25 protein-coding genes are annotated in these 24,372 nt (G+C 69.5%); 17 read left to right on the top strand and 8 right to left on the bottom strand.

Annotated elements, in window-relative coordinates:
- The first annotated feature begins 15 nt into the window (after positions 1–15).
- The 12 genes from IE307_RS10425 to IE307_RS10370 all read left to right on the top strand — a co-directional run bounded on the left by IE307_RS10425 (position 16) and on the right by IE307_RS10370 (position 8,832).
- Positions 16–546, top strand: coding sequence for a TetR/AcrR family transcriptional regulator (locus tag IE307_RS10425; RefSeq protein ID WP_191297704.1), 531 nt, complete (start codon positions 16–18; stop codon positions 544–546).
- A gap of 36 nt (positions 547–582) precedes the next feature.
- Entirely contained in the window at positions 583–2,037 is a 1,455-nt protein-coding gene (locus IE307_RS10420; RefSeq protein ID WP_191297703.1) for an SDR family oxidoreductase, read from the top strand.
- A gap of 36 nt (positions 2,038–2,073) precedes the next feature.
- The gene (tdh, locus tag IE307_RS10415) at positions 2,074–3,105 is read left to right on the top strand and encodes an L-threonine 3-dehydrogenase (protein WP_191297702.1); all 1,032 of its coding nucleotides are present in this window, start codon (positions 2,074–2,076) and stop codon (positions 3,103–3,105) included.
- Positions 3,105–4,283 (top strand): glycine C-acetyltransferase, encoded by a 1,179-nt coding sequence (locus IE307_RS10410; RefSeq protein WP_191297701.1) that lies wholly within the window; start codon positions 3,105–3,107, stop codon positions 4,281–4,283. The genes tdh and IE307_RS10410 overlap by 1 nt, the downstream gene beginning before the upstream one ends.
- A 97-nt stretch (positions 4,284–4,380) precedes the next feature.
- The gene (locus IE307_RS10405; protein ID WP_191297700.1) at positions 4,381–5,208 is read left to right on the top strand and encodes a helix-turn-helix domain-containing protein; all 828 of its coding nucleotides are present in this window, start codon (positions 4,381–4,383) and stop codon (positions 5,206–5,208) included.
- A gap of 13 nt (positions 5,209–5,221) precedes the next feature.
- Complete coding sequence (locus tag IE307_RS10400; protein ID WP_191297699.1) at positions 5,222–5,389, top strand: DUF397 domain-containing protein; 168 nt, start codon at positions 5,222–5,224, stop codon at positions 5,387–5,389.
- A gap of 29 nt (positions 5,390–5,418) precedes the next feature.
- Positions 5,419–5,892: an RNA polymerase sigma factor gene (locus IE307_RS10395; protein ID WP_191297698.1), complete on the top strand. Its 474-nt coding sequence runs from the start codon at positions 5,419–5,421 to the stop codon at positions 5,890–5,892.
- Positions 5,877–6,890 (top strand): hypothetical protein, encoded by a 1,014-nt coding sequence (locus IE307_RS10390; protein ID WP_191297697.1) that lies wholly within the window; start codon positions 5,877–5,879, stop codon positions 6,888–6,890. The genes IE307_RS10395 and IE307_RS10390 overlap by 16 nt, the downstream gene beginning before the upstream one ends.
- A complete protein-coding gene (locus IE307_RS10385) occupies positions 6,887–7,768 on the top strand; it encodes a LysR family transcriptional regulator (RefSeq protein ID WP_191297696.1) in 882 nt (293 codons plus the stop codon). Before IE307_RS10390 ends, IE307_RS10385 begins: the two co-directional genes overlap by 4 nt.
- 90 nt (positions 7,769–7,858) lie before the next feature.
- A complete protein-coding gene (locus IE307_RS46670) occupies positions 7,859–8,248 on the top strand; it encodes a hypothetical protein (RefSeq protein ID WP_229904595.1) in 390 nt (129 codons plus the stop codon).
- The gene (locus IE307_RS47605) at positions 8,190–8,372 is read left to right on the top strand and encodes a DddA-like double-stranded DNA deaminase toxin (protein WP_373305981.1); all 183 of its coding nucleotides are present in this window, start codon (positions 8,190–8,192) and stop codon (positions 8,370–8,372) included. Before IE307_RS46670 ends, IE307_RS47605 begins: the two co-directional genes overlap by 59 nt.
- Before the next feature lie 37 nt (positions 8,373–8,409).
- Positions 8,410–8,832 carry an Imm1 family immunity protein gene (locus tag IE307_RS10370; RefSeq protein ID WP_191297693.1) on the top strand — a complete coding sequence of 141 codons (423 nt, stop codon included), beginning with the start codon at positions 8,410–8,412 and terminating at the stop codon, positions 8,830–8,832.
- Here IE307_RS10370 and IE307_RS10365 read toward each other — a convergent pair.
- Positions 8,829–9,506, bottom strand: a complete 678-nt coding sequence (locus tag IE307_RS10365; RefSeq protein ID WP_191297692.1) for a hypothetical protein — start codon at positions 9,504–9,506, stop codon at positions 8,829–8,831. The genes IE307_RS10370 and IE307_RS10365 overlap by 4 nt on opposite strands.
- 55 nt (positions 9,507–9,561) lie before the next feature.
- Entirely contained in the window at positions 9,562–11,193 is a 1,632-nt protein-coding gene (ptsP, locus tag IE307_RS10360) for a phosphoenolpyruvate--protein phosphotransferase (RefSeq protein WP_191297691.1), read from the bottom strand.
- A 100-nt stretch (positions 11,194–11,293) separates the two neighbouring features.
- Here ptsP and IE307_RS10355 point away from each other — a divergent pair, with 100 nt between their 5' ends.
- Positions 11,294–12,268, top strand: a complete 975-nt coding sequence (locus IE307_RS10355; RefSeq protein ID WP_191297690.1) for a right-handed parallel beta-helix repeat-containing protein — start codon at positions 11,294–11,296, stop codon at positions 12,266–12,268.
- Between the two features lies 1 nt (position 12,269).
- Here IE307_RS10355 and IE307_RS10350 read toward each other — a convergent pair whose 3' ends face one another.
- Genes IE307_RS10350 through IE307_RS10330 form a run of 5 tightly spaced genes read right to left on the bottom strand, consistent with a single transcriptional unit; the run spans position 12,270 to position 17,345 of the window.
- Positions 12,270–13,133: a ribokinase gene (locus IE307_RS10350; protein ID WP_191297689.1), complete on the bottom strand. Its 864-nt coding sequence runs from the start codon at positions 13,131–13,133 to the stop codon at positions 12,270–12,272.
- Positions 13,130–14,041, bottom strand: a complete 912-nt coding sequence (locus tag IE307_RS10345; RefSeq protein ID WP_191297688.1) for a substrate-binding domain-containing protein — start codon at positions 14,039–14,041, stop codon at positions 13,130–13,132. Before IE307_RS10345 ends, IE307_RS10350 begins: the two co-directional genes overlap by 4 nt.
- Positions 14,042–14,071: 30 nt before the next feature.
- Positions 14,072–14,977, bottom strand: coding sequence for an ABC transporter permease (locus IE307_RS10340; protein ID WP_229904594.1), 906 nt, complete (start codon positions 14,975–14,977; stop codon positions 14,072–14,074).
- Positions 14,974–16,383 (bottom strand): sugar ABC transporter ATP-binding protein, encoded by a 1,410-nt coding sequence (locus IE307_RS10335; protein ID WP_191297687.1) that lies wholly within the window; start codon positions 16,381–16,383, stop codon positions 14,974–14,976. The genes IE307_RS10340 and IE307_RS10335 overlap by 4 nt, the downstream gene beginning before the upstream one ends.
- Positions 16,380–17,345, bottom strand: coding sequence for a LacI family DNA-binding transcriptional regulator (locus IE307_RS10330; protein WP_229904689.1), 966 nt, complete (start codon positions 17,343–17,345; stop codon positions 16,380–16,382). Before IE307_RS10330 ends, IE307_RS10335 begins: the two co-directional genes overlap by 4 nt.
- A 102-nt stretch (positions 17,346–17,447) precedes the next feature.
- On the opposite strand from IE307_RS10330, the gene IE307_RS10325 reads away from it, so the two are divergent.
- Together IE307_RS10325 and IE307_RS10320 are read left to right on the top strand one after the other, a co-directional pair.
- On the top strand, positions 17,448–19,502 hold the full coding sequence (locus tag IE307_RS10325; RefSeq protein WP_191297685.1) for a DUF2339 domain-containing protein: 2,055 nt from the start codon (positions 17,448–17,450) through the stop codon (positions 19,500–19,502).
- Between the two features lie 118 nt (positions 19,503–19,620).
- Positions 19,621–20,700, top strand: a complete 1,080-nt coding sequence (locus IE307_RS10320) for a beta-propeller fold lactonase family protein (RefSeq protein ID WP_191297684.1) — start codon at positions 19,621–19,623, stop codon at positions 20,698–20,700.
- Here the strand turns inward: IE307_RS10320 and IE307_RS10315 are convergent.
- Positions 20,631–22,709: an MMPL family transporter gene (locus IE307_RS10315; RefSeq protein ID WP_229904593.1), complete on the bottom strand. Its 2,079-nt coding sequence runs from the start codon at positions 22,707–22,709 to the stop codon at positions 20,631–20,633. The two genes, IE307_RS10320 and IE307_RS10315, sit on opposite strands and share 70 nt — an antisense overlap.
- Positions 22,710–22,866: 157 nt before the next feature.
- Between IE307_RS10315 and IE307_RS10310 the strand changes: the two genes are divergently transcribed.
- Complete coding sequence (locus IE307_RS10310; protein ID WP_191297682.1) at positions 22,867–23,577, top strand: TetR/AcrR family transcriptional regulator; 711 nt, start codon at positions 22,867–22,869, stop codon at positions 23,575–23,577.
- A 48-nt stretch (positions 23,578–23,625) separates the two neighbouring features.
- Positions 23,626–24,366: an EcsC family protein gene (locus tag IE307_RS10305; RefSeq protein WP_229904592.1), complete on the top strand. Its 741-nt coding sequence runs from the start codon at positions 23,626–23,628 to the stop codon at positions 24,364–24,366.
- Positions 24,367–24,372 lie beyond the last annotated feature (6 nt).

Genomic DNA, 24,372 nt, shown 5'->3' with positions numbered 1-24,372 from the left:
GGAGAAGATGAGCACATGCGGAGCGACGCGCGGGCGAACCGGGACCGGGTGCTGGCCGCCGCCGAGGAGGTCTTCGGCGAGGCGGGCGGCGCCGGCTCGACCGAGGAGGTCGCGCGCCGGGCCGGGGTCGGGATCGGTACCGTCTTCCGGCACTTCCCGACCAAACAGGCGCTGGTCGAGGCCACTGTCGTCCGGCACCTCACCCTGCTCGCCGACACAGCTCGAGCGCGGGGTGAGGCCGCGGACGCCGGGGCGGCGTTCCGGGAGACGTTCCGCGAGATGGTCTTCACCGCTCCGGCGAAGATCGCGCTCCTCGCGTTGCTGGAAGTGCCCGCCGGCGAGGCGGTGGCAGCGGCCACCGTTCTGCGCGAGGCCGTCGCGGACCTGCTGTCCCGCGGCCAGCAGGCGGGCGAGGTGCGCGTGGACGCGACGGTGAGCGAGGTGTACGTGCTGATCACAGCACTGGCCAACGTCCGCGGTGACCGCGCTGTCCTGGAGAGGGCGGTCGGCGTGGTGCTCGACGGACTGTCCCCGCAGGCCTCCTGATCTGCGAACGGTCACGTCAGACCGCAGGATCGGGGCATGCGATGCCTCGTGACCGGCGCGACCGGGTACCTCGGCGGACGTCTCGTGCCCAGGCTGCTGGCCGAAGGGCACGAGGTCCGCTGTCTCGTGCGTTCACCGGAGAAGCTGCGCGACGTCCCGTGGGCCGCGGACGTCGAGATCGTCAAGGGTGACGTCCTCGACGACCTCGACGAGGCCATGCGGGACGTCGAGGTCGTGCACTACCTGGTGCACTCGCTGAACTCCAAGGACTTCGCGAACGCCGACCGGAAGGCCGCCGAGAACACGGCGCAGGCCGCCGAACGCGCAGGCGTGCAGAGGATCGTCTACCTGGGCGGACTGCATCCGGAGGGCGTCGAGCTGTCGCCGCACCTCGCGTCGCGCAAGGAGGTCGGCGAGGTCTTCCTGCGGTCGAACGTGCAGGCCGTGGTGCTGCAGGCCGCGGTGATCATCGGGTCGGGGTCGGCGAGCTTCGAGATGTTGCGCTACCTCACCGAGCGGTTGCCGGTGATGGTGACGCCGCGGTGGGTCCACAACCGGATCCAGCCGATCGCGGTGCGGGACGTGCTGCGCTACCTGGTCGAGGCCACGACGCTCGAGAACGAGAACCGGACGTTCGACATCGGTGGGCCGGACGTGCTGACGTACCTGGAGATGATGCTCCGGTACGCCGAGGTCGCCGGGTTGCCCAAGCGGCGGGTGCTGCCCGTGCCGTTGCTGACGCCCGGTCTGTCTTCGCACTGGGTCAACGTGGTCACGCCCGTGCCGCGGTCGATCGCGAAGCCGTTGATCGAGTCGCTGGTGCACGAGGTGGTGTGTCGCGAGAACGACATCCGCGAGGTGCTGCCGGGGGAGAACACCGGCTACGACAAGGCCGTCGAGCTGGCGCTGACCAAGATCCTCGACGCGGACGTGGAGACGCGGTGGTCGGGTGCGACGCTGCCGGGTGCGCCGAGTGAGCCGCTGCCGACGGACCCGGGCTGGTCCGGCGGTTCCGTGTACACCGACGAGCGCGAGCAGCGCACGAACGCTTCGCCCGAGCGGTTGTGGGAGGTCGTCGAGGGCATCGGCGGCGAACGCGGCTGGTACTCGTTCCCGCTGGCCTGGGCGATCAGGGGCTGGATGGACCGGCTGGTCGGCGGGGTGGGGCTGCGGCGCGGGCGGCGTGATCCGCAGCGGTTGTACGTGGGGGAGGCGCTCGACTTCTGGCGGGTCGAGGAGATCGAGCACGGCAGGCTGCTGCGGTTGCGGGCCGAGATGAAGGTGCCCGGCAAGGCGTGGCTGGAGCTTCGAGTGGCGGCCAACGAGGGACACGGGTCCACTTACCGCCAACGCGCCGTGTTCGTGCCCAAAGGCCTCTCCGGACACCTCTACTGGTGGGCCGTCTGGCCGTTCCACGGCATCGTGTTCGGCGGCATGGTGCGCAACATCGCCAATGAAGCCGAGCTGCACAAGAACTTCAGAAAGTCCTGATGGACTGCACAAGCAGCAAAGGGTGAGACTTCCCGCATGAAGGCTCTCGTCAAGGTCGCCGCTGGGCCTGGACTCGAACTGACCGACGTCCCCGACCCCACCCCGGGTCCGACGGACGTGCTGGTCAGGGTGTTGCGCACCGGCATCTGCGGCACCGATCTGCACATCGACTCGTGGGACGACTGGGCCGCGACCAACATCAAGGCGCCGCTGGTCCTCGGGCACGAGTTCGTCGGCGAGGTCGTCGAGATCGGCGCCTCCGTCACCGGCGTGAAAGTGGGCGACCTGGTCAGCGGCGAGGGTCACCTCGTCTGCGGGACGTGCCGCAACTGCAAGGCCGGCCGCCGCCACCTGTGCGCGAACACGCGCGGTCTGGGCGTGCACTCCAACGGCGCGTTCGCGCAGTACGTCGTGCTGCCCGAGCAGAACGCCTGGGTGCACCGCACGCCCGTCGACCTGGACGTGGCCGCGATCTTCGACCCGTTCGGCAACGCCGTGCACACCGCGCTGAGCTTCCCCGTCATCGGCGAGGACGTGATCATCACCGGCGCCGGTCCCATCGGCATCATGGCCGCCGCCGTCGCGAAGCACGCGGGCGCGCGCAACGTCGTGATCACCGACATCTCCGAGCACCGCCTGGACCTGGCCCGCAAGGTCGGCGTCGACCTCGCGGTGAACGTCTCCGAGAAGACGATCGCGGACGCGCAGGCCGAACTCGGCATGGCCGAGGGCTTCGACGTCGGCATGGAGATGTCCGGCAAGCCGGTGGCGATGCGGGACATGATCGCGAACATGGCGCACGGCGGCCGCATCGCGATGCTGGGCCTGCCCGCGGACGAGTTCTCCGTCGACTGGAGCAGCGTCGTGCTGAAGATGCTGCACATCAAGGGGATCTACGGCCGCGAGATGTTCGAGACCTGGTACTCGATGACCGTGCTGCTGCAGCGCGGCCTCGACCTCGCACCGGTCATCACGCACCGGTTCGACCACACGCAGCACGCGGAGGCGTTTGCCACCGCGCGCGAGGGCAAGTGCGGCAAGGTCATCCTCGACTGGACGGGAGCCTGATGTACGGCGAGCTGAAGAACGACCTCCTCAAGACGATCGAGGAGATCAGGGAGGCCGGGCTCTACAAGTCCGAACGCGTCATCGCCACCCCGCAGAACGCCAGCGTCAGGGTCGGTTCCGGCGACGAGGTGCTGAACTTCTGCGCCAACAACTACCTCGGCCTCGCCGACCACCCGCAGCTCGTCGAGGCCGCGAAGAAGGCCCTGGACGACTGGGGCTTCGGCATGGCCTCGGTGCGGTTCATCTGCGGCACCCAGGAGCCGCACAAGGAACTGGAGCGCAAGCTCAGCGAGTTCCTCGGCACCGAGGACACGATCCTCTACAGCTCCTGCTTCGATGCCAACGGCGGCCTGTTCGAGACGCTGCTCGGCGCCGAGGACGCGATCATCTCCGACGAGCTGAACCACGCCTCGATCATCGACGGCGTGCGCCTCTCGAAGGCCAAGCGCTTCCGCTACAAGAACCGCGACATGGACGACCTGGAGCGCCAGCTCAAGGACGCGGCCGACGCCCGCTACCGCCTGATCGCGACCGACGGCGTGTTCTCGATGGACGGCTACCTCGCGCCGCTGGACGAGATCTGCGACCTGGCCGAGCGCTACAACGCCCTGGTCATGGTCGACGACTCGCACGCCGTCGGCTTCACCGGCCCGACCGGCCGCGGCACGCCCGAGCTGTTCGGCGTGCAGGACCGCGTCGACATCGTCACCGGCACGCTGGGCAAGGCGCTGGGCGGTGCGTCCGGTGGGTACACGTCCGGTCGCAAGGAGATCGTCGAACTGCTGCGCCAGCGCTCGCGCCCGTACCTGTTCTCGAACTCGCTGGCGCCGTCCATCACCGCCGCCGCGATCGCCACGCTGGACATGCTGTCGTCGTCCACCGAGCTGCTCACCCAGCTGCGGTCGAACTCCGAGCTGTTCCGCCGGCGGATGACCGAGGCGGGCTTCGACCTGCTGCCCGGCGAGCACCCGATCATCCCCGTGATGATCGGGGACGCGGCGGAGGCGGCGAAGCTGGCCGATCTGTTGCTGGAGCAGGGCGTTTACGTCATCGGGTTCTCGTACCCCGTGGTGCCGCACGGCAAGGCGCGCATTCGCACGCAGATGTCGGCTTCACACACGACCGAGGACGTTAACCGCGCCGTCGACGCGTTTATCGCCGCACGCGAAAAGATGTGAAGGTAGGACTTGTACCGGCTCCAAAAACTACTTCCTTCAGGCACATTCGGAAGGAAACAATGGAGCCGGTACGGGTCTTTCTCCTAGTTTCTTCGCCATGCCACGACGAAAGTCCAGTGTGGTGGGACGCGAGTTCGGTGACGCTGTTCGCAACATCATCGAACGGAACGGGCTGACCCACCGCAAGCTCGCCGAGGGCCTCGGCTGGGACGAGGCCAAGCTCTCCGACATGGTCCGCGGCAAGGGCGGGGTGACCGAGGCGGACCTGATGCAGTTGCTCGGCTTCTGCCACGTCGAGCCGCTCGAGATCCGATACCTGGTCGGCCTGTTCCGCGAGACGCGGGAGTGCGGCTACCTCAAGCTTCCCGACGGACCGCCTGACCAGGTGCCGACACTGCTCACCCAGGAGCGCCTCGCCAACGAGATCACGGTCTGGTCGATGAACCTCATCCCCGGCCACCTCCAGACCGCCGACTACATGCGAGCTGTCATCGAAGCAGAAGCTCGCAAGGACGCTGTCGACTACGAGAAGGTCATCGCGGCGAAGCTCGAACGCCGCAATCTCTTCCACTGGAGCCGCACGTTCGTGTTCTACATGCACGAGCAGGCCCTTCGTCTACCCGTGGGCGGGCCGGACGTGATGGAAGACCAGTACCTCCACCTCTTGATGATGGCGCAGCGCGACTACATCACCGTACGAATCGTGCCCACCGCCATCGGCGCACACGCCGGCGTCTCCGGTTCCTTTCTTCGCCTTGGCTACGAGAAGTTCGAGCCGGTCGTCTTCCTGGAGGGCAAGAATTCCGGCCTGTTCCTCGAGGACGCGAAATCGCTGGCGATCTACGCCTCGGTGCTGAAGGTGCTCGACGCTCAGGCCATGGATCCGGAACAATCGATGGCGCTGATCAACAGCATCCTGATCTGAGGGAGCGTTCCAGATGACGACCTGGCGCAAGAGCTCGTACAGCGCAGACTCCAGCGACTGCGTCGAGGTCGGACACGGCGTCGGCATCCGGGACAGCAAGGCGCCGGCCACCCACCTCACCGTGTCGAGCGAGGCGTGGTCCGCGTTCCTCCGCGACGTGATGCGCGTCACATCACGGTAAGAATCGGCACGTCCGGAGCACTTCCTCACGTGGAGGACTTCTCGGCTGTCTACCGCGAGTGCTACCCGCGGGTGCTCGCGTATGCCGCCTGCCACGCGGGGCCGAGGCTCGCCGAGGACATCACCAGCGAGGCCTTCACGATCGCGTGGCGCAAGTCCGCGCAGATGCCGTCGAACGCGCTGCCGTGGCTGCTCGGCATCGCCCGCAACCTCGTGCGTTCCGCGCAGCGCCAGGCGACGACCTACGAGCTCGTCGACTTCCCCGCGGATGACGACTTCGCGGTGATCGAGCTGCGGGCGGCGTTGTCGAGCCTGTCCGAGAACGACCAGGAGGTTCTCACGCTGGTCGCGTGGCACGGGCTGGCGGCTGCTGAGGCGGCGCAGGTGCTCGGGTGCACGACGGCGACGTTCTTCGTGCGGCTGCACCGTGCTCGGCGGCGGCTGCAGGCTGCTCTGTGGACTCCGAAATTCGACAGCGCGAGGGAGTCATGGAAGACGTCCTGAAGAACCTGGCCGAGGCCAAGCCTCCTGCTCCCGAGGTCGATCGCGACCGGATGGAGCGCGATCTCGCGCGCATCGTCATGTTGCCGAGGGAGAAGCCCGCGAGGAAGCAGTTCGTGCGGCGGTTTGCTCCGTTGGCGGTCATCGCCGCGGTGATCGTGCTTGCGGTCGTGTTGCTTCCTGCGCCTCCTCAGCCCGTGCAGCCCGCTGCTCCCGCGAAGTGGTGGCACGCGTTGTCGCGGCAGTGGTCGTTGATGATGGTCGGCGATCCGGCGGACCCCTACGCGGTGGTCATCGACTCCAAGACCGACCGGTGGACGTCGGCGAACCAGCACGTCACGGTGTTGCAGAAGGACGGCCAGGTGTCGGTGTTCTCGCTGGACGGCGGGAACGAGTGGGAGGCGGCGGGCAAGCCGGAGGCGGTGCCCCAGGTCGGTGGCAGTCGGCTGGTGCGCATCGGCCCGCTGAAGCCGGCCGTGCAGAAGACGGACGTCTCCGGGTTCCAGATGTCGCTGCACAGCCAGGTGCGGTTCGACTCGCTCGACTCGTTGCCCGCGGAGCCGCGGGAGTTGCGCAATGCGCTGGAGACCGTCGTGGGCGCGGACGACTACCGGGTCGGCTCGCTCGCGATCGAGCTGATGGCCTCGAACGTGCGCAACGACCAGCGGCGGGCGGCGTTCGAGCTGCTCGAGTCGCTCAAGGGCGCGCGCTCTCTCGGTGACGTGTCGGTGCACGAAGGGCGTTCGGGCATCGGGGTGGTGGTCCCCGCGCCGGCGACGTTCCAGTTCACCGGGGTCGAGACGCGGCTGGTGGTCGACCCGGAGACCTGGCGGCCGCTCGTGAAGAAGGACGTGATCACCTCGGCCCAGTTCGGCCTGCCCGCCCAGACGCCGATCTCGGAAGAGGAGTACCTGCTGCTGGAGCAGGTGGCGTTCGAGCCGATCGTGCCGCAGGACGTCCCCGTGAACGCTCCGGTGGAATCCCCCATCATTGAGCGGTGATCGACCCACGACGGCTCCGCGTGCTGCGCGCGCTGGCTGACCACGGCACGGTGACGGCCGCGGCCGCCGCGCTGCACCTTACGCCGTCAGCGGTGTCGCAGCAGCTGGCGGCACTGGAGTCCGAGGCAGGGCATCCGTTGTTGCTGCGCAAGGGGCGCAGGGTGTCGCTGACGCCGGCGGGGTCGTTGCTCGTCACGCACGCCCACGTCGTCGCGGCGGAACTGGAACGCGCACAGGCCACTTTGGACGCTCTCGCCTCCGGCACGGCCGGGCGGGTGGCGGTGGCGGCGTTCGCGTCGGCCATCACGCAGGTGGTGGCACCGGCGTTGGCGGCGCTGAAGGAACGGTCGATCGAACTGTCGGTGCGCGACGCCGAAGGGCACGAGAGCGTGCGGCTGCTGCTCGACGGCGAGATCGACGTGGCGATCACCGAGGAACACCGCACGACCGAGCGCTTCACGCGGTTCCCGCTGTACACCGAGCCTTTCGACGTCGTGCTGCCGCCAGGGCACCCGGCGACCGGGCCGGTGGACCTGGCGGCGCTGGCCGACGAGGACTGGGTGGTGACGCTGCCCGGCAACCCGTTGCGGGACGTCGTGGAGATGGCGTGCGCGCAGGCGGGGTTCACGCCGCGCATCCGGCACACGTCTGACGACTTCCGCGCGATCGAGGCGCTGGTGGCGGCCGGTGCGGGAGTGGCGCTGGCACCGAGGAACGCCGTGGGCGGGGTGCGGGTCGGTGGTGCGACGGCGGTGCGGCGCGCCGTGTCCGGTGTGGCGCCGTTGCGCAGGGTGGTGGCTGCGGTGCGCCAGGGATCCGAGGACCACCCGCTGATCCGCGTCGTGCTGGATGAGCTGCACCTGGCGACTCAAAGGTGAGGCTTGCGCCGGCTCCAAGAGCTACTTCCTTCAGGGAGATTCAGGCCGAAGTCCTGGAGTCGAGACAGCCGCACTCCTAGCTTCGTCGCTGTGGCAACGCTGGAAGAGATCGGCATCGGCCTCAACAGCGTGCTCGACAAAGCCGCCGAAGCCGGCGCGGCCATGCGAACCGCGTCCGATCTGGTCGACGGCGCCCAAAGCCTGCTGGCTTCGGCGGTCGGGGGCAGCCTGCAGCCAGATGTCGAAGCAACGAACGCTCACTTCTCCCATGTCGTCGTCCGGGTCACCGAGCTGCACAAGACCTTGAGTGTCGCGATCGATGGAGTGCAGGCGAGCCGACGATCTGCGCAAAGAACTGCCCGCACCAGTTCGACGAGGATCCGGCCAGAAGACGCACGGCCGCTGGTTCACCTCGAACGGCGTGGAGCCCGCCGCGCCGATCTCGAGCGGGGAAGATCATCTCCACCGGTCGGCCGTTGAACGACTTCGCGAACTCGGCGCTCGTCACACCCCCGTCACCGCAGTCGACGTCGAGATCAAACTGGCAGCCCGCATGGCGCGAAGTGGAATCACCGAGGCCACGGTTGTGATCAACAAAGCGTGAAGATGAAGAAGACGTACGCGGGAGGAGCGAGATCGCCGTGGCGCTGAAGGTCTGGTGGAACTCCGACGCTGACGACGGCGTCCGCGTGGAGTCCTCCGATGAGCTGGTCGAACTGCTCACCCAGGTCAGCGGGACGGTCGGCTACCCGATCATGTTCGAACTGGTCGACGCGGAGAACCCATATGCACACCCGATTCTCGATGTCGGGGTGAGCGGTGATCGAGGTGCGCTCTACTTCACCGGCCCTGGTGCCGAGGACGGTTGTTTCAGCTGGAACAGCAGCGCTGAGGCGACGGACGAACTGGTCCATTTCGACTACATGAACAACACCCGCGAGTTTCCCCAGACGTCGTTGCACGACCTGGAGGTCGTCTGGCAGGTGTGCGCGGAGTTCGCAGAGAACGTCGACGAGAGGCCGGCCGTGCTGAGTTGGCAACCTCGACGGGCTGTTGCTCGCTAGACGCGGGGTAGGTGAGCAGCGACCTCGGCGAGTGCGTCCAGGGTGTCGTCGTCGACCTGACCACTCGCTGTCTCAGCCTCCGCGACTGTCACCGTTCTGCCGTCGCGATCGCTGCCGTAGCGCAGGCCGGTGAAGTGGATTTCGGCCATGTCGAGCAGGTGGCTGCCGAGCGGGGTGATGTCACCGCTGCCATGTCTGTTCATGACGGACTGGAACCTGCGAGCGTCGCTGTCCGAGGCGAGGCCGACCCAGACCACGGAGATCACAGCGGTGTTGCCGGCACCGTCGGCCACCGCGAACAGGACTCGGTCCAGCGAGGTGCACCGGTTCCGGGTGAAGAACTCGCGGACTTCGCCGAACGACACCGCTACGCACTCGGCCTGTTGCCTGGCGGTGCGTTTCAGCTGTCTCATGCCCATGCGCTGCCAGGCGCCCTCGGCGTCGCCCTTGCGTGCGGTCTTCTGACCTTCGGCCTTGCGGGGGCCGAGCCGCAACGACGACCCGCCCGAGCCCACCTCAGCCGTGCCGAGGCCGCCGATGGTCGTGACGCCACCCGTGCCTGCGGCAACGGTCAGCGCCAACGCTCCTGCCACCACCACGCCGGCGCCCTTCTTGCCACCGCCTCCGCCGTTCAGCGGGATGACCTTGCCGTTCTTGGTGATGAAACGAGTCATGCGATCAGAACGTGGGGGCGTCACCCCCACGTTGATCACACGATCGAGTGAAGGACTAGTGCGGGGCGCGTGCCGCCAGCTTGGCCGAGGCCGGGTCGGCTGCCGCCAGTGCGCCGCGGGCGGCGAGCTGGCAGATGTCGACGCTGGTCGTCGCGAGCTTCGCGCCGACGGTCGTGAGTGCCGTGTGGTTCATCGACAGGGACGTGATGCCCATGCCGATGAGCACGCACGCGAGCAACGGGTCGGCTGCTGCCTCGCCGCAGACGCCGACGGGCTTGCCTGTGGCGGTGGCGGCCTCGCCGACGAGGGCGATGAGGCGCAGCAGCGCGGGCTGCCACGGGTCGTTCAGGGCCGCGACGCCGCCGAGCTGGCGGTCCGCGGCGAAGACGTACTGGGCCAGGTCGTTGGTGCCGATGGAGATGAAGTCGACGACCTGAAGGATCTCGCGGGCCAGCAACGCCGCTGACGGGACCTCGACCATGACGCCGGCGCGCTGGATGCCGGCGGCGCGGGCGCGTTCGACGAACCAGGCGGCTTCGGCGGCGGTGGCGACCATCGGGGCCATGACCGAGACGTCGGCGCCCGAGGACGCTGCCGCGGCGGCGATGGCTTCGAGCTGGCGGTCGAGGACCTCGGCGCGGTCGAAGGCGACGCGCAGGCCGCGGACGCCCAGGGCCGGGTTGGGCTCGGGGTCCGGGCTCAGAAACGCCAGCGGCTTGTCCGCGCCCGCGTCGAGGGTGCGCACCACAACGGGTTTGCCCGCAAACGGCGCCAGTACAGCCGCGTAAGCAGCAGTTTGCTCAGCAACGGTCGGTTCCTCTGCTGCGTCGAGGAAGCAGAACTCCGTGCGGAAGAGGCCGACGCCCTCCGCACCCGCGGCGGCAGCCGCAGTCGCGTCCGCCGGGGAGCCGACGTTGCCCAGGACCTTCACGCGGTGGCCGTCCTTGAGCGCACCGACGCCGTTCCACTCGGCCTTCTTGCCGGTGCCGGCCGCGCGGACCTTGCCGTCCGACTCGCGGACCTGGCCGGTGTCGCCGTCGACGTCGAGAGCGGCGAGCCCGGAGGCCAGGATGCCGCGGCACGCGACGACGGCCGGGATGCCCAGCGAACGCGCGAGGATCGCGGTGTGGGAGGTGGGGCCGCCCTCCTCCGTGACCAGGGCGAGGACCTTCGCCGGGTCGAGGCCCGCGGTGTCGGCGGGCGCGAGGTCGCGGGCCACCAGCACGGACGGCGAGGCCAGGTCGGGGACGCCGGGCGCGGGCAGGCCGAGGAGCTCGGCGACCACGCGGTCGCGGACGTCCTGGACGTCGCGGGCGCGTTCGGCCATGTAACCACCGGCGGCCTGGAGCGCGCCGATGAACTTCTGGGCCGCCTGGTGCACCGCGCGGGCGGCGGGCAGCGACTCGTCGGCGACGAGCTTCTCGGCGGACTTGATCAGCGACGGGTCGCCCGCCATCGCCGCCGTGGTCTCCAGAACGGCGCGGGCGTCGCCCTCGACCGTCTTCGCGCGCTCCATCAGGCGCTGTGCCACGGCCTCGGTCGCCGGGCGGATGCGCGCGGCTTCGGCTGTTGTGTCCGCAGGTCGCGGACCGGCGGGGGGTTCGGGCAGGGCTTCGGCGACCCTCACCACGGGGCCGGTTGCCCGGCCGCTGCTGACACCGACACCGCTGAGGCGCGTGCTCGACATGGTCTAGACCATACCCTTCGACCGTTCACCCAAGACAGTTCAGTGTGACCAATGGTGCGTCCGCGCGCGAAGTATGCCGTTCGGAGCAGTACGGTGAGCCGTGCGCCTTCCGTACGCCCTCACCGCAGTGCTCCTGATCGCCGGATGCGCGGCGGCTCGACCGGACCTCGGCCACGAGATCGCCGTTCCGGCTGAGCTGCGCACCATCCAACAGGCTGTCGACGCGGCGCGCGAGGGTACGACCATTCTCGTCGCCCCCGGTGTCTACGAGGAGTCCGTGCGCGTTAAAACCAGGGGTCTGACGATCAGGGGCGCCCGGCGGGGCAGCGTGATCATCGACGGCGACGCCGAGCGCGCCAACGGGATCGTGGTCGCCGCGCCGCAGGTGTCGGTGCAGAACCTGACGGTCCGCAACCACACGTCCAACGGTGTGCTGATCTCCGCGCAACGGGACTTCCGCGTCTCGTACGTGACGGCCAGCAACAACGCGTTGTACGGCATCCACGCGTTCGACGCCCAGCACGGCGTGATCGAGCAGAGCTACGCGAGCGGCAGTGCGAACGCCGGCTTCCACGTCGGCCAGTGCAGGCCGTGCGACGTCGTCGTGCGCGGCAACGTCGCCGAGCGCAACGCCACCGGCTACGAGGGCGTGAACGCGTCCGGCGGGATGTTCGTGCTGGGCAACAGGTTCAGCGGCAACCGGGTCGGGCTGAGCTCGAACGCCGAACGGGGCGACGTCACGCTCGCCGGCAACCTGGTCTCCGACAACGACGAGGCGTTGTCACCCGCGCGGGCCGACGGCGCGTTCGGCCTGGGCATGAGCGTCACGGGCCAGGGGACCGTGCTGTTCCGCAACCTGGTGATCGGCAACCCCGGTGGCGACGTCGTCCGCGGAAGCGGCGCGCCCGCGAAGAAGTCCAGGGCACCGCGCGGGATTCCGGTCGGCCAGGTCGCCGCGCCGCCCGTCCAGCCGGAGATGCCGGACGGGCCTGCGCCGGGCAGGACACCGGACGCCGGGAAGTACGTGCTCCCGGACGAGGACCTGTTCGACGACCGCGCGGCGGTGCGGTCGTAGGTCAGCCGACCTCGGCGGCCGTCGGGTAGGACGGCTGCGCGCCCGCCTTCGTGACGGACAGCGCGGCGACCTTCGCGGCGTACTTCGCGGCCTTCACCAGGTCGTCGCCCTCGGCCAGCCGGGCGGACAGCGCGCCCGCGAACGCGTCACCGGCGCCGGTCGTGTCGACGACCTCAGCGACCTCGACCGCCGGCACCTCGACGACACCGGACCGCTGCACCACGGCGGCACCGCGCGCGCCGAGCGTGACGATCGCCGAGTCGGGGCCGAGCGCGAGCAGGTCGCTCCAGTCCGGCGCGAGCTGCGCGGCCTCGTGCTCGTTCACGACCAGAACCGTGAGCTGCCGCAACGTCTCCGCGGGCAGTTCCGCCACCGGTGACAGGTTGAGCACGGTCCGGACACCCGCACCGGAGGCGGCGCCGATCGCGCGGACCACCGTCTCCAGCGGCACTTCGAGCGAGCACGTCAGCACCTGCGCGCCCTCGAACGACAGACCATCCACATCGGACGGTGACACGTCGAAGTTGGCGCCGGGGGACACGACGATGGAGTTCTCGCCGTCCGGCGTCACGGTGATGTACGCGATGCCCGTGGGACGGGAGGAGGTCTTCACCAGAGCCGTGTCGACGCCCGACGACTCCAGCGACTCGCGCAGCAGCGAGCCGTACCCGTCACCACCGACGGCGCCGACCAGCGCGACGGAGGCACCGACACGAGCGGCGGCGACGGCGGTGTTCGCGCCCTTGCCACCGGGCAGCACGACGGTGTCGCCGCCGAGCACGGTCTCACCGCCGGCGGGCCGCCTGCCGACCTCGACCACGAGGTCGGCGTTGGCGGACCCGAGAACGAGCAGAGTCTGCGTCACTTGACGAACTCTGCCACGTTCTTCTGCGTGATGACCTTGACCTCGACGTCCACGACCTGCTGAACGGCCTCGCTCTTCGCCGCGTGCACGGCCTGCTCGACGGCCTTGGAGCCGAGGAGCTTCGGCTGCTGCGCGACGGTCGCGGCGAGCGTGCCGTCCTGGATCGCCTTCAGGCCGTCGGGCGTGCCGTCGAAGCCGACGACCTGCACGTCCTTGCCGGCACGGCCGCCGAGTGCCTTGATCGCGCCGAGCGCCATCTCGTCGTTCTCGGCGAAGATGCCCTTGATGCCGGGGGTGCCCTGCATCAGGTTCGTGGTCTCGTTGAGGCCCTTGGCGCGGTCGAAGTCCGCGACGGCCGTGGCGACGACCTTGATGTTGCCGCTGTTGAGGCCCTGTTCGAAGCCCTGGCCGCGGTCACGCGAGGCGGACGCGCCCGGGATGCCCTTGAGGTGCGCGACCTCGCCGGAGGTGGCGCGGCCGAGCTCGATGGCCGCGAGGCTGCCGCCCGAGACGTTGTTCGAGGCGACCTCGGCGGCGACCTTGCCCTCGACGGCGCGGTCGACCGCGATCAACGGGATGTTCGCCTGCTCCGCGGCCTTGGCGGCGGGCGCGGACTGCTTGGTGTCCACGGGGTTGAGGATGATCGCCTTGACGCCCTGCGTCACCAGCGTCTGCACCTGGTTGACCTGGTTCGTCGCGTCGTTCTGCGCGTCCACCACGGTCAGCTTGGCGCCCAGCTTGTCGGCCATCTCCTGCGCGCCCTGCTGCAGCTCCACGAAGAACGGGTTGTTCAGAGTGGACACCGCGAGGCCGATGGTGATGTCTCCGGACGCCCCTGTCCCGCTGCATCCGGTCGCCACGAGAGCTGCGGCACCGAGCGTCAGCGCGATCCGTCGGGTCACCTTCATTGGTGTGTTCCTTACCTGTTGCGGGTTTTCTCAGCGACGGCGAAGTGAGTCGAGCAGCGCGGCGAGAGCGATCACCACGCCGATGACGACCTGCTGCCAGAACGGCGGCACCTGCAGCAGGTTGAGGCCGTTGCGCAGGACGGCGAGCACGAGTGCGCCGACCAACGTCCCGGTGGCGCGGCCGACACCACCGGACAGCGACGCACCGCCGATGACGACAGCGGCGATGGCGTCGAGCTCGTAACCGGCCGCTGCCTGCGGACCGGCGGACCCGAGCCGTCCCGCGAGCACGAGGCCCGCGGCGGCGGCGAACAGGCCGGACAGCGCGTAGATCCAGAGCTTGTTCCGGCGCACGTCGATGCCGCTGAGCTTCGCGGCCTCCTCGTTGCCGCCGATCGCGTACATGCGGCGGCCGAGGTTGGTGCGCGTGAGGATCAGGCCCGTGACGCCGAAGAACGCGAGCATCAGCAGCAGCGGCAACGGCAGGCTGGGCGCGAGGTTCGAGCCGAGGAACGTGACCACGGCGTCGGTCTCGTGCGGCTGACCTTCGGAGAACACCAGCGTGAGACCACGGGCGACGCTGAGCATCGCCAGCGTCGCGATGAACGGCGGCAGCTTGCCGTAGCTGATCAACGCGCCGTTGACGAGACCGCAGAGGGCGCCGACGACGAGGCCGAGCGGGCCCGCGGTGAGCGCACCGACCATCGCGGCCAGCGCGGCGATGCTGCCGACCGACAGGTCGATGCCGCCCGCGACCACCACGAACGTCATGCCGAACGCCATGATCGCGATGACCGCGGCCTGCACGCCGACGTTGAGCAGGTTCTGCGCGTTGAGGAACGCCGGCTGCATGAGGGCGATGACGAGGGCGAGGACCAGAAGTCCTGCCAGAGCACCGTTCTCACTGGCGTACTTGCGGATGCTGATCGTGCTCACGCTGGAATCTCCTGCACGGCGAGTGCCATCACCTGGTCTTGGGTCGCGCCCTCGGGCAGCTCACCGGCCACGCGGCCGTGTGCCATGACGACGACGCGGTCGCTCATCCCGATCACCTCGGGCAGGTCGCTGGACACGAGCAGCACGGCCCGGCCCTGCGCGGTCATGCGGTTGATCAGCTCGTAGATCTCGACCTTGGCGCCGACGTCGACGCCGCGGGTGGGCTCGTCGAGGATCAGCACCTTCGGGTCGGCCAGCAGCCACTTGCCGATGACGACCTTCTGCTGGTTGCCGCCGGAGAGCTCCTTCACCGGCTGCTCGACGCGGCCCTTGATCCGGAGCTTGCCCGCGATGTCGTGGAGCCTGGACTGGTCGCGGTCGTCGAGCGTGACGAGCTCGAGGTTCTGCCCGACGGTCGCGGTGAGCACGAGGCCCTGGCCCTTGCGGTCCTCCGGGACGAGGCCGAGACCCGCCTTGATGGCGGCCTGCACGTCGTGGCGGCGCAACGGCTTTCCGTCGACCGCGACCGTGCCGTGGTCGTAGGCGTCCACGCCGAACGCGGCGCGCGCGACCTCCGTGCGTCCTGCGCCGACCAGCCCCGCGATGCCGACGACCTCGCCCGCGTGGACCTCGATGCTGATGTCCTCGAAGACCCCGCGCCTGGTCAGGCCCTGGATGCTGAGCAACGGCGTGCCCGGGCGCTGCCGTGCGCGCGGGTACTGCTCGTCGATCGGGCGGCCGACCATCAGCTCGATCATGTGCTGGGGGGTGGCGCGCGGGCCGAGCACGCCCACCGACCTGCCGTCGCGCAGGACCGTGATGCGGTCGGCGACGCGCTGGATCTCGTCCAGGTGGTGGGTGATGAAGACGAGCCCGACGCCGTTGTCCCGCAACTGGGCCATGATCCGCAGCAGGCGGTCGGTCTCGGTGTCGGTGAGGACCGCCGTCGGCTCGTCGAGGATCAGCACGCCGGCGTCCTTGTCGAGCGCGCGGGCGATCTCGATCATCTGTTGCTGGGCGATGCCGAGGTCCCCGACCTTGGCGTCCGGGTCGACGTCCAGGCCGACGCGGCGCAGGAGCTCCGGCGCCCTGCGGCGCATCTCGGCGCGGTCGACGAACCCGAACCTGCGCGGGAGCCTGTTCAGGAACAGGTTCTCGGCGACCGACAGCTCGGGGACCAGCGCCAGCTCCTGGTGGATCACGGCGAGGCTCGCGTGGCCCTCGATCGTGCCGGCGTCGGGGCTGTGGATGCCCGCGAGGACCTTGACCAGCGTGGACTTGCCGGCGCCGTTCTCGCCGAGCAGGACGTGGACCTCGCCCGCGAAGATGTCGAGGTCGACGCCGTCCAGCGCCTTGGTCGCGCCGAAGTGCTTGGTGATGCCGCGGGCCGCGATGAGGGTGTTCACAGCTCGGCCTCCCCCAGGGAGCCGCGCAGCACGAGCTTCGCGGTGAGGCGGACGTCGTCGGGCTGCCGGCCGTCGATCAGGGCGAGGAGGCTGCGCGCGGCGGCCTTGCCCATCTCGACGGTCGGCTGCGCGATGACCGTGATCGGCGGGTCGAGCAGCGGGAACCACGGCTGGTCGTCGAACACCGCGAGCGCGATGTCGTGCGGGATCTGCAGGCCGCGGGCCCTGATCTCGCCCAGCGCGCCGAGGCCCATCAGGTTGTCCATCGCGACGAGCGCGGTGGCGCCGCCGTCGAGGAGCTTGGCGGCGGCCTGACTGCCGCTCGCCTGCCGGAAGTCGCCGTGCACGACCTGCGCGAGGCCGCCGAGCGACCCGGTGAGCACGTCGGTCCGCTCTCTTCCGGTGGAGGTGTTCGGCGGACCCGCGATCACTCCGATGCGGGTGTGGCCGGCGCCGACGAGCCGCCGGGCGAGCGAGGTCAACGCCTCGCTGCCGTCAGCGCGGACGACGGGGCATGTGGCGCCCCTGACCGTCCGGTCGAGCAGGACGAGCGGCACGCCGCCTGCGCTCACTTCGCGAACCAGACTCGGGTCGTCGGTCGCGGGGCACAGCAGGAGGCCGTCCACCCGGCGGTCGAGCAGGGTGCGCACGTAGGTGGCCTCCTGCTCGGCGCTCTCGTCGGCGTTCCCGATCACGACGCAGTAGCCGTGTGACCGGGCTTCGTCCTCGACCGCTCGGGCGATCTCGGCGAAGAACGGGTTCATCAGGTCGCTGATGACCAGACCGAGGGTCTGGGTGCTGGTGGTCCTGAGGGATCGCGCCAGGGCGTTGGGCCGGTAGCCGAGTTCCTCGATCGCGGCGAGCACGCGCACACGCGTCTCGGGAGTCGGTGCGGCATGGCCGTTGAGCACGCGCGACACGGTGGCCGTGGAGACCCCCGCGTGCTGCGCGACGTCCTTCATGGTCGTCACGGAGCAGTAGTTAATCGATTACACATGTATCTAGTCAAGCGGATGAGTAGGTGTACGGATGTCACTGGGCGTGCTCTGCCTCACCCTGATCACATGGACGGACAGGATCGCCTCGGGTACGAGCAGCGCCTCGCCCTGGAGCTCGCCGCGATCGGGCAGCGGCTCTCGACGATCAGCTCGGAGATGCGCGAGCACTCCGCCTCGACCGCGACCGCGGTGATCGAGGCACCCGACGAGGTACGGCAGGCCCAGGTGCCCGCCGCTGCTCCGACGCCGCCGGCCGGGGTGCCGCAGCAGGGCCAGGCGCCGCAGCACCCGTTGGGCGTGCCGCAGCAGCCGGCCGGTGCTGGAACGCCGCCCGCCGGTGCGCCGTCCGCCGGAATGCCCCAGCAGCCGAACCCGTGGTCGCCGCAGGCCGCCGCCTCGACCCAGTTGCCGCCGCCTCCCGGCCCGCAGTTCCCCGGTCAGCAGCCGCCTCCGCCCGGCCACGCGTTCCCGCCGCCCGGCCAGGGGCACTGGCCCCACCCGCCGCAGCAGCCGTGGGCACCGCAGCAGCCGCGCGAGACCCTGTTCGAGAAGCTCGGCAAGGACGGCGCCGGCGCGAAGCTGCTGGCGTGGGTCGGTGGCGCGATCACCGTGCTCGGCTTCGTCCTGCTGCTGGTCCTCGCCGTGCAGCGCGGCTGGCTCGGCCCGCTGCCGCGCGTCGTCGGCGGTGCCGTGTTCAGCGCCGCGCTGATCGGCATCGGCATGCGGCTGCACCGCACTCCCGCCGGTCACACCGGGGCGATGGCGCTTGCGTTCACCGGTTTCGCCGGGCTCTACCTCGACGTGATCGCCGCGACGAGCCTCTACCACTACCTGCCGGAAGGCGTCGGTCTCGTCGTCGGGCTCGGTGTCGCGGCCGCGGGTGTCGTGCTCGCGCTGAAGTGGGAGTCGCAAGCGCTCGCGGTCACCGTCGTCGCAGCGTGCGCGCTGTGCTCGCCGATCATCACCGAGGGCTTCTCGGTGCTCCTGGTGGCGTTCCTGCTGGTGCTGAAGCTCGCCAGCACGCCGGTCCAGCTCAAGCGCAACTGGCCCGGGCTCGCGATCGCCGGTGGCTTCCCGCCGATCCTCGCCTCGCTGCTCGCCACCGCCAACGCCATCCCGCGCAACCTCGAGTGGACCGTCGTGGGCGTCGCCGCCGCCACGACCGTCGTCGGCATCGCCGTGGCGTTCCTGACGGTCCGCAAGCGCCCCGACGACGTCGTCGCCATCGCGTTGATCGCGGGTTCGGCGCTGCCGTCGCTGTTCGCGACGACGCTGCTCACGAACCCCGCCAACTCGATCCTCGCCGGTGCGGTCGCCGCCGTGCTGCTGGCGATCTGGATGGTCCCCGACCTGCCGCGCGCGTTCACGACGGCGGCCGGTGCGACGGGCATGCTCGCGTTGTTCCAGACCACGGTGATCGCGCTCGACGGCAACGTCCGCACGGCGATCGTGCTGGCCGAGGCGGTGCTGCTGGCGTTCCTCGCGGCGCGCCTGAACAAGAAGAGCGCGCTGGTCGGCTCGATCGCGTTCGGCCTGCTCGGGTTCTTCATGACGATCGGCCTGGCCGTGCCGATCACCTGGCTGGTGGAGGAGCCGCGGTTCTTCCGCAACGTCGACCCCGGCGACTACGCGGCCGGTCTGGTGACGGCGGTCGTGCTGGGCGTCTTCGCGGCCGTCCTGCCGTGGGCCGCGCTCAAGATGCGGGTGCTGCGCGAGCCGGCCAAGCACCCGTTCCCGTGGATCGTCTCCGGGCTCGTGCTGCTCTACGGCGCTGCGGGCGTGGTGCTGTGCGCGGCGCTGCTCGTGTCGCCGGACGAGACCGGGTTCCTCTTCGGACACTCGGTGGTCACGGTGTCGTGGACGATCGCCGCGTTGTTCCTGCTGGTCAAGGGGATCAACAACAAGGCGCTGCGGATCTCCGGCCTCATCCTGGTCGGTGCCGCGGTCGTGAAGCTGGTGCTGTTCGACCTCTCCGCGCTCGACGGCATCGCCCGCGTGCTGGCGTTCCTCGGCGCCGGTCTGGTCCTGCTCACCGCGGGCACCCGGTACGCCAAGCTCGTGACGTCGGCCAGGACCCCGGAGCCGCAGCAGCCGCAGCCGACGGCTCCGCAGCACTACTAGTCGTGCCACCGTGGCCCGCCCGTCGCGGGCCACGGTCGTACTACGTCCAGGCAAAGATTTCCCTCGACCGAGTGACTGAAGTGGATCGAAAGCACCCGGAAGTGTTCCCATCGGCCGTATGGCAAAGCCACGCCTCGTGGCCGCGGTTCTAGCGCTCTCAGCGGCCTTCGCGGCGACGGGTGTTCACCAAGGGCACGAGTACACGACCACTTCCTCCGCATCGGTCGCACCGCTTGCGTACGTGGTGGGGAAGACCGGTCTCGTCCAGGTCGTCGACACCCGGAACGGCACCGTTCTCGTGCAGGCCGACACCGGCGGCCGCGCGACGGGTGTCGCGGTGTCCCCCGACGGGCGGCGCCTCTACGTGGTCAACGGGTGGACGGGCGCGATCACCGTGGTCGACCCGGCGACCGGTGAGATCGTCGACAGGCTCTTCACGCAGGTCCAGCTCTCGCACGCGGTGATGCGCCCGGACGGCCAGCGGCTCTACGTCTCGGCCGGCGGCGGCGTCGCGGTGGTGGACCCGGAGAACTTCCAGATGGTCGCCGTGGTCAAGGCCGGCGGGCAGCCGCAGGGCCTCGCGGTCCACCCGAACAACAAGATCCTCTACGTCGCCAACTCGCAGGACGGCACTGTCGGCCTCATCGACACGGCGACGGCGTTCCAGACCTCGGCGGTGCAGGTGGGCGGGCTGCCGCAGCACCTCGCGATCTCACCGGACGGCAAGCGCCTCTACGTGAGCGCCATGCGCCTCGGAGGCTCCACGCCCGGCACGGTGTCGGTGATCGACACGACCACGAACCAGGTCGTCGGCGCGGTGGAGGTCGGCAGGGGAGCGGGCAGCATCGCCGTCACCCCCGACGGCGCCACGGTCTACCTGACGCTGCCGAAGGAACGTTCGGTCGTGGTCCTCGACGCGGCGACCATGACGGTGCGCGAACGTTTGCCCATCGACGCGCCGAGCGTCGCCATCGCGCCGGGGGACACGAGGGTCTTCCTCGCCACCGGCACGACGACGACGGTGCTGGACAGCACGAACGCGGTGCTCACCACGTACCGGATGAAGACGGGTGAGCTGCAGGAGGCGAGGCCGCGCCCGTTCGACGCGGCCCTGGTCGCCTTCCCGCCTCAGCCGACCGGTACGGGCCTGCGGACCTCGTCGTCGAAGTCGTCCAGGTCGTCCACCGGCTCGTCGTGAAGCGCGAGGCGTTCCTGGATCTTCTTGAGCGGACCGGGTGACCACCACGCGGCGTTGCCGAGCAGCTTCATGACAGCGGGCACGAGCAGCATCCGGACCACGGTGGCGTCGAGCGCCAGCGCGAGGATCATGCCGACGCCGACGAACCGCATCATCGCGACCTGCGAGAATGCGAACGCGCCGGTCACCACGATCAGCAGCAGAGCGGCCGAGGTGATCACGCGACCGGTCTTGGCGAGACCGGTGGTCACCGCCTCCTCCGTCGTCGCGCCTTGACCGCGGGCCTCGACCATCCTGCTCAGGAGGAAGACCTCGTAGTCCGTCGACAGACCGAACACGATGGCCGCCATCAGCACGACGATGCCGGACTCGAGCGGTCCCGGCGTGACGCCGAGCCAGTCGGCGAAGTGGCCCTCCTGGAACACCCACACCAGCACGCCGAACGTCGCGGACAACGACAGCGCGCTCATCAGCACGGCCTTGATCGGCAGCACGACCGAGCCGAACGCGAGGAACATCAGGACCAGCGTCGCGCCGACCAGCAGCGCGATCATCAGCGGCAGCCCGTCCGCGATGGCGTCGAGCGAGTCGCTGACCGTGGCGGTGTTGCCGCCGACCAGCACCTCGGCGCCCGCAGGCGGTTCGAGCGCCCGGACGTCCTTGAGCGCCTGCTTCGACTCGTCACTCAGCGCGTCGGTGTCGAGGCCCGCGGACGCGGCCGTGACGCCCTTGTCCGCACCGGTCGGCTGGACCTCGCCGACACCGGGGACGTTCCCGACCTCGCCCAGGAACTCCTGGACCGCGGCCTGGTCGCCGCCCTTGACGACGATCTTGAAGCCCGTGTTGGAGAGCGCGGAGAAGTTCTGGTTGATGTTCTCCGTGGCCACGCGCACGGCGTTGCCCTCGGGCAGGACCTTCTCGGTGACCTGGCCGAACTGCACGCCGAGGAACGGCGACCCGAGCGCGACGAGCACACCGATGATCGGCACGGCGATCAGCACGGGCCGCTTCATGACCGCGCCGCTGAGCTTGCGCCAGCCGCGTTCGCTCGGCTCCTTCTTGCGCCACGGCATCGCGAGCTTGTCGACCCGCTTGCCGAGCACGCCGAGCAGCGCGGGCAGCAGCGTGACCGAGACCAGCGCCGCGATCGCGACCGAGGCCACGCCGCCGTACGCGAGGGACTTCAGGAAGCCGTGCGGGAAGAGCAGCAGCCCCGCCAGCGCGATGACCAGCAGCGTCGCGCTGAACACGACGGTGCGTCCGGCACTCGCGACCGTGCGGCCGACGGCCTGTTCGGTGGTGCGCCCTTGCGCCAGCTCCTCGCGGAACCGCCCGACCATGAACAGCCCGTAGTCGATCGCCATGCCCAGGCCGAGCAACGACGCGACGTTGACCGCGAACGAGTTGACCTCGGCGAACAGCGCGACGACGTGCAGCACGCCGAGCGCGCCCATGATCGCGAGCCCGCCGACGACGACCGGGAGGCTGGCCGCGACCAGACCGCCGAAAATGATCACGAGCAGCAGCAGGACCAGCGGCAGCGAGAACATCTCCGCGCGCGTCAGGTCCTCCTGGGACATGTCGTTGATGGCCTTCTGGGTGGGCACGAGCCCACCGACCTGCTCGGTGAAGCCGTCGATCTTCAGCTGCGGCTGCACGTCCTGGAACTGCTTGATCTGCTCGTTCGAGTCACCACTGCTGAGCGTGATCGCGACGAGCGCCTGCTGCTTGTCGTCCGACGGCACCGGCCCGACGGCCTTGAGGACGTCGTCCTTGGGGAAGCCGCTGATGTGGTCGGCGACCTTCTTGAGCTCGAGCGGGTTCGCGAAATCGCCGCGATAAATGACGATCACATCACCGTTCTGCCGCCCGAACGCCTCCTCGGCTACTTTGTCGGCCCGCGCAGCCTCACTGGAGGGAGCCTCGTAACCACCCTGGCTGAGCTTGTCGAACACGCCGATGCCCCACACACCGCCGACGACCGCGAGCAGTACGGTCGCGATCAACACCACCCACCGGCGGCGATATGCGATAGAGCCCCACTTCGCGAACATCGACGACGGCCTCCTGGGTTACCGTGCTGTGAATCCCGTGAACTCTTGTAAACACCGTTCACTAAAACCGTACGGGGCCGTGGACGGGGTCTACAACCCGATGGAGTGACATATGACCGAGGCCACTCGCCGAGAACGACTCCGCGCCGAGACCGAGCGTGAGATTCGGCAGGCGGCCCGCACCCTTTTGGTCGAAAACGGCCAAGATGCGGTTACCCTCCGTGCGATCGCACGCAAACTGGGCATCACCGCCCCAGCGCTCTACCGCTACTACGACTCGCACGACGCGCTGCTGCGCCAGCTCTGCGACGACATCTGCGCCGACATGGCGGCCGCCCTGTACGCGAACCTGGCCGCGGACACGTCAGGCCAGGTGGGGTGCAAGGTTCGCGCCGTGTGCCACGCCTTCCGGCGTTGGGCGCTGGCCCACCCGCAGGAGTTCGCTTTGGTGTTCGCCTCGCCGCGGGATCCCCTGGGAGCCGATCAGTTCGGCTCGGTGTTCCTGCAGCTGGCGGGGCCGTTGATCGCGTCCAACGAGGATGCGAACCACGTGGGCGAGGAGGTGCCCGCGGTGCTGCACGAGGACCTGGTCCGGTTCCAGCAGGTGCTGCGGGATGCGGTGGCGGAGCACGGGGTGACTTTGGCGGACGAGGTGCTCAACCTCGGGAAGATCTACCACGTGGTGCAGTCCTGGGTTCGGCTGTACGGGCACGTGGCTTTGGAGGTGTTCGGGCGGTTCCCGTTCGCGGTGAGCAACCCGGAGCCGATGTTCGACAGCATGCTGGACCAGATGCTGGCGGACATCGGGTTCCAGGAGAACTGACCTGCACGACGGTGTAGCGCTTGCCGGGTGTTCGGCGACATACGACCCGTGGTCGACGCCAAGAACTCCGCAGCTCCTGCTGATCCACCTGCTGTCCTCGAGGAACCGGAGTCGCCGGGTGGCGCGGGCCAGGCCATCCTCGACCTGGTGGACAAGGCCATCGGCCTGCAGACGTCGATGGTGCGCAAGAACATCGCCCGTGCCCGCCAGCGGAACCCCGAGTCGACGCCGGCCGAGGTCATCGGCACCCTGGAGAAGATGTACGTCAGCGCCCTGACGAGCACGGGGGCGGCGGTCGGGGGTGCTGCGGCCGCACCCGGTGTCGGCACCGGGATCTCATTGGCGTTGTCGGCGGGTGAGGCGTTGACCTCGCTCGAACTGAGCACCCTCTACGTGCTGTCGGTCGCTGAGATCCACGGGATTCCGCTCGACGAGATCGAGCGCCGCCGGACCCTCGTCCTGGGAATCCTGCTCGGCGAGTCCGGCTCCAAGAGCATCGGCAAGGTCGCCGAGCGCACCGGCCAGCACTGGGCCCGCCAGCTCGTCAGCGCGGTGCCCACGACGACGTTGAAGCAGATCAACAAGGTCCTGGGCAAGAACTTCGTCACCAAGTACGGCACCAAGCAGGGGATCGTCGTGCTCGGCCGGGCAGTCCCGTTCGGCATCGGTGCCCTGATCGGGGGCGCCGCCAACGCCACGATGGCCGCTTTCACCGTTCGTGCAGCCCGGCACGCGTTCGGCCCGGCCCCGGAGTCGTGGCCTGCCGAGATCGAGCCGGCGCAGCCGTAGCCGCGC

Origin of the sequence: Lentzea cavernae (genome assembly GCF_014653695.1) — a bacterium.
GTDB classification, from domain to species: domain Bacteria; phylum Actinomycetota; class Actinomycetes; order Mycobacteriales; family Pseudonocardiaceae; genus Lentzea; species Lentzea cavernae.
The sequence above is the reverse complement of the archived record's forward strand: the minus strand, read 5'-3'. Positions and strand labels throughout refer to the sequence as shown.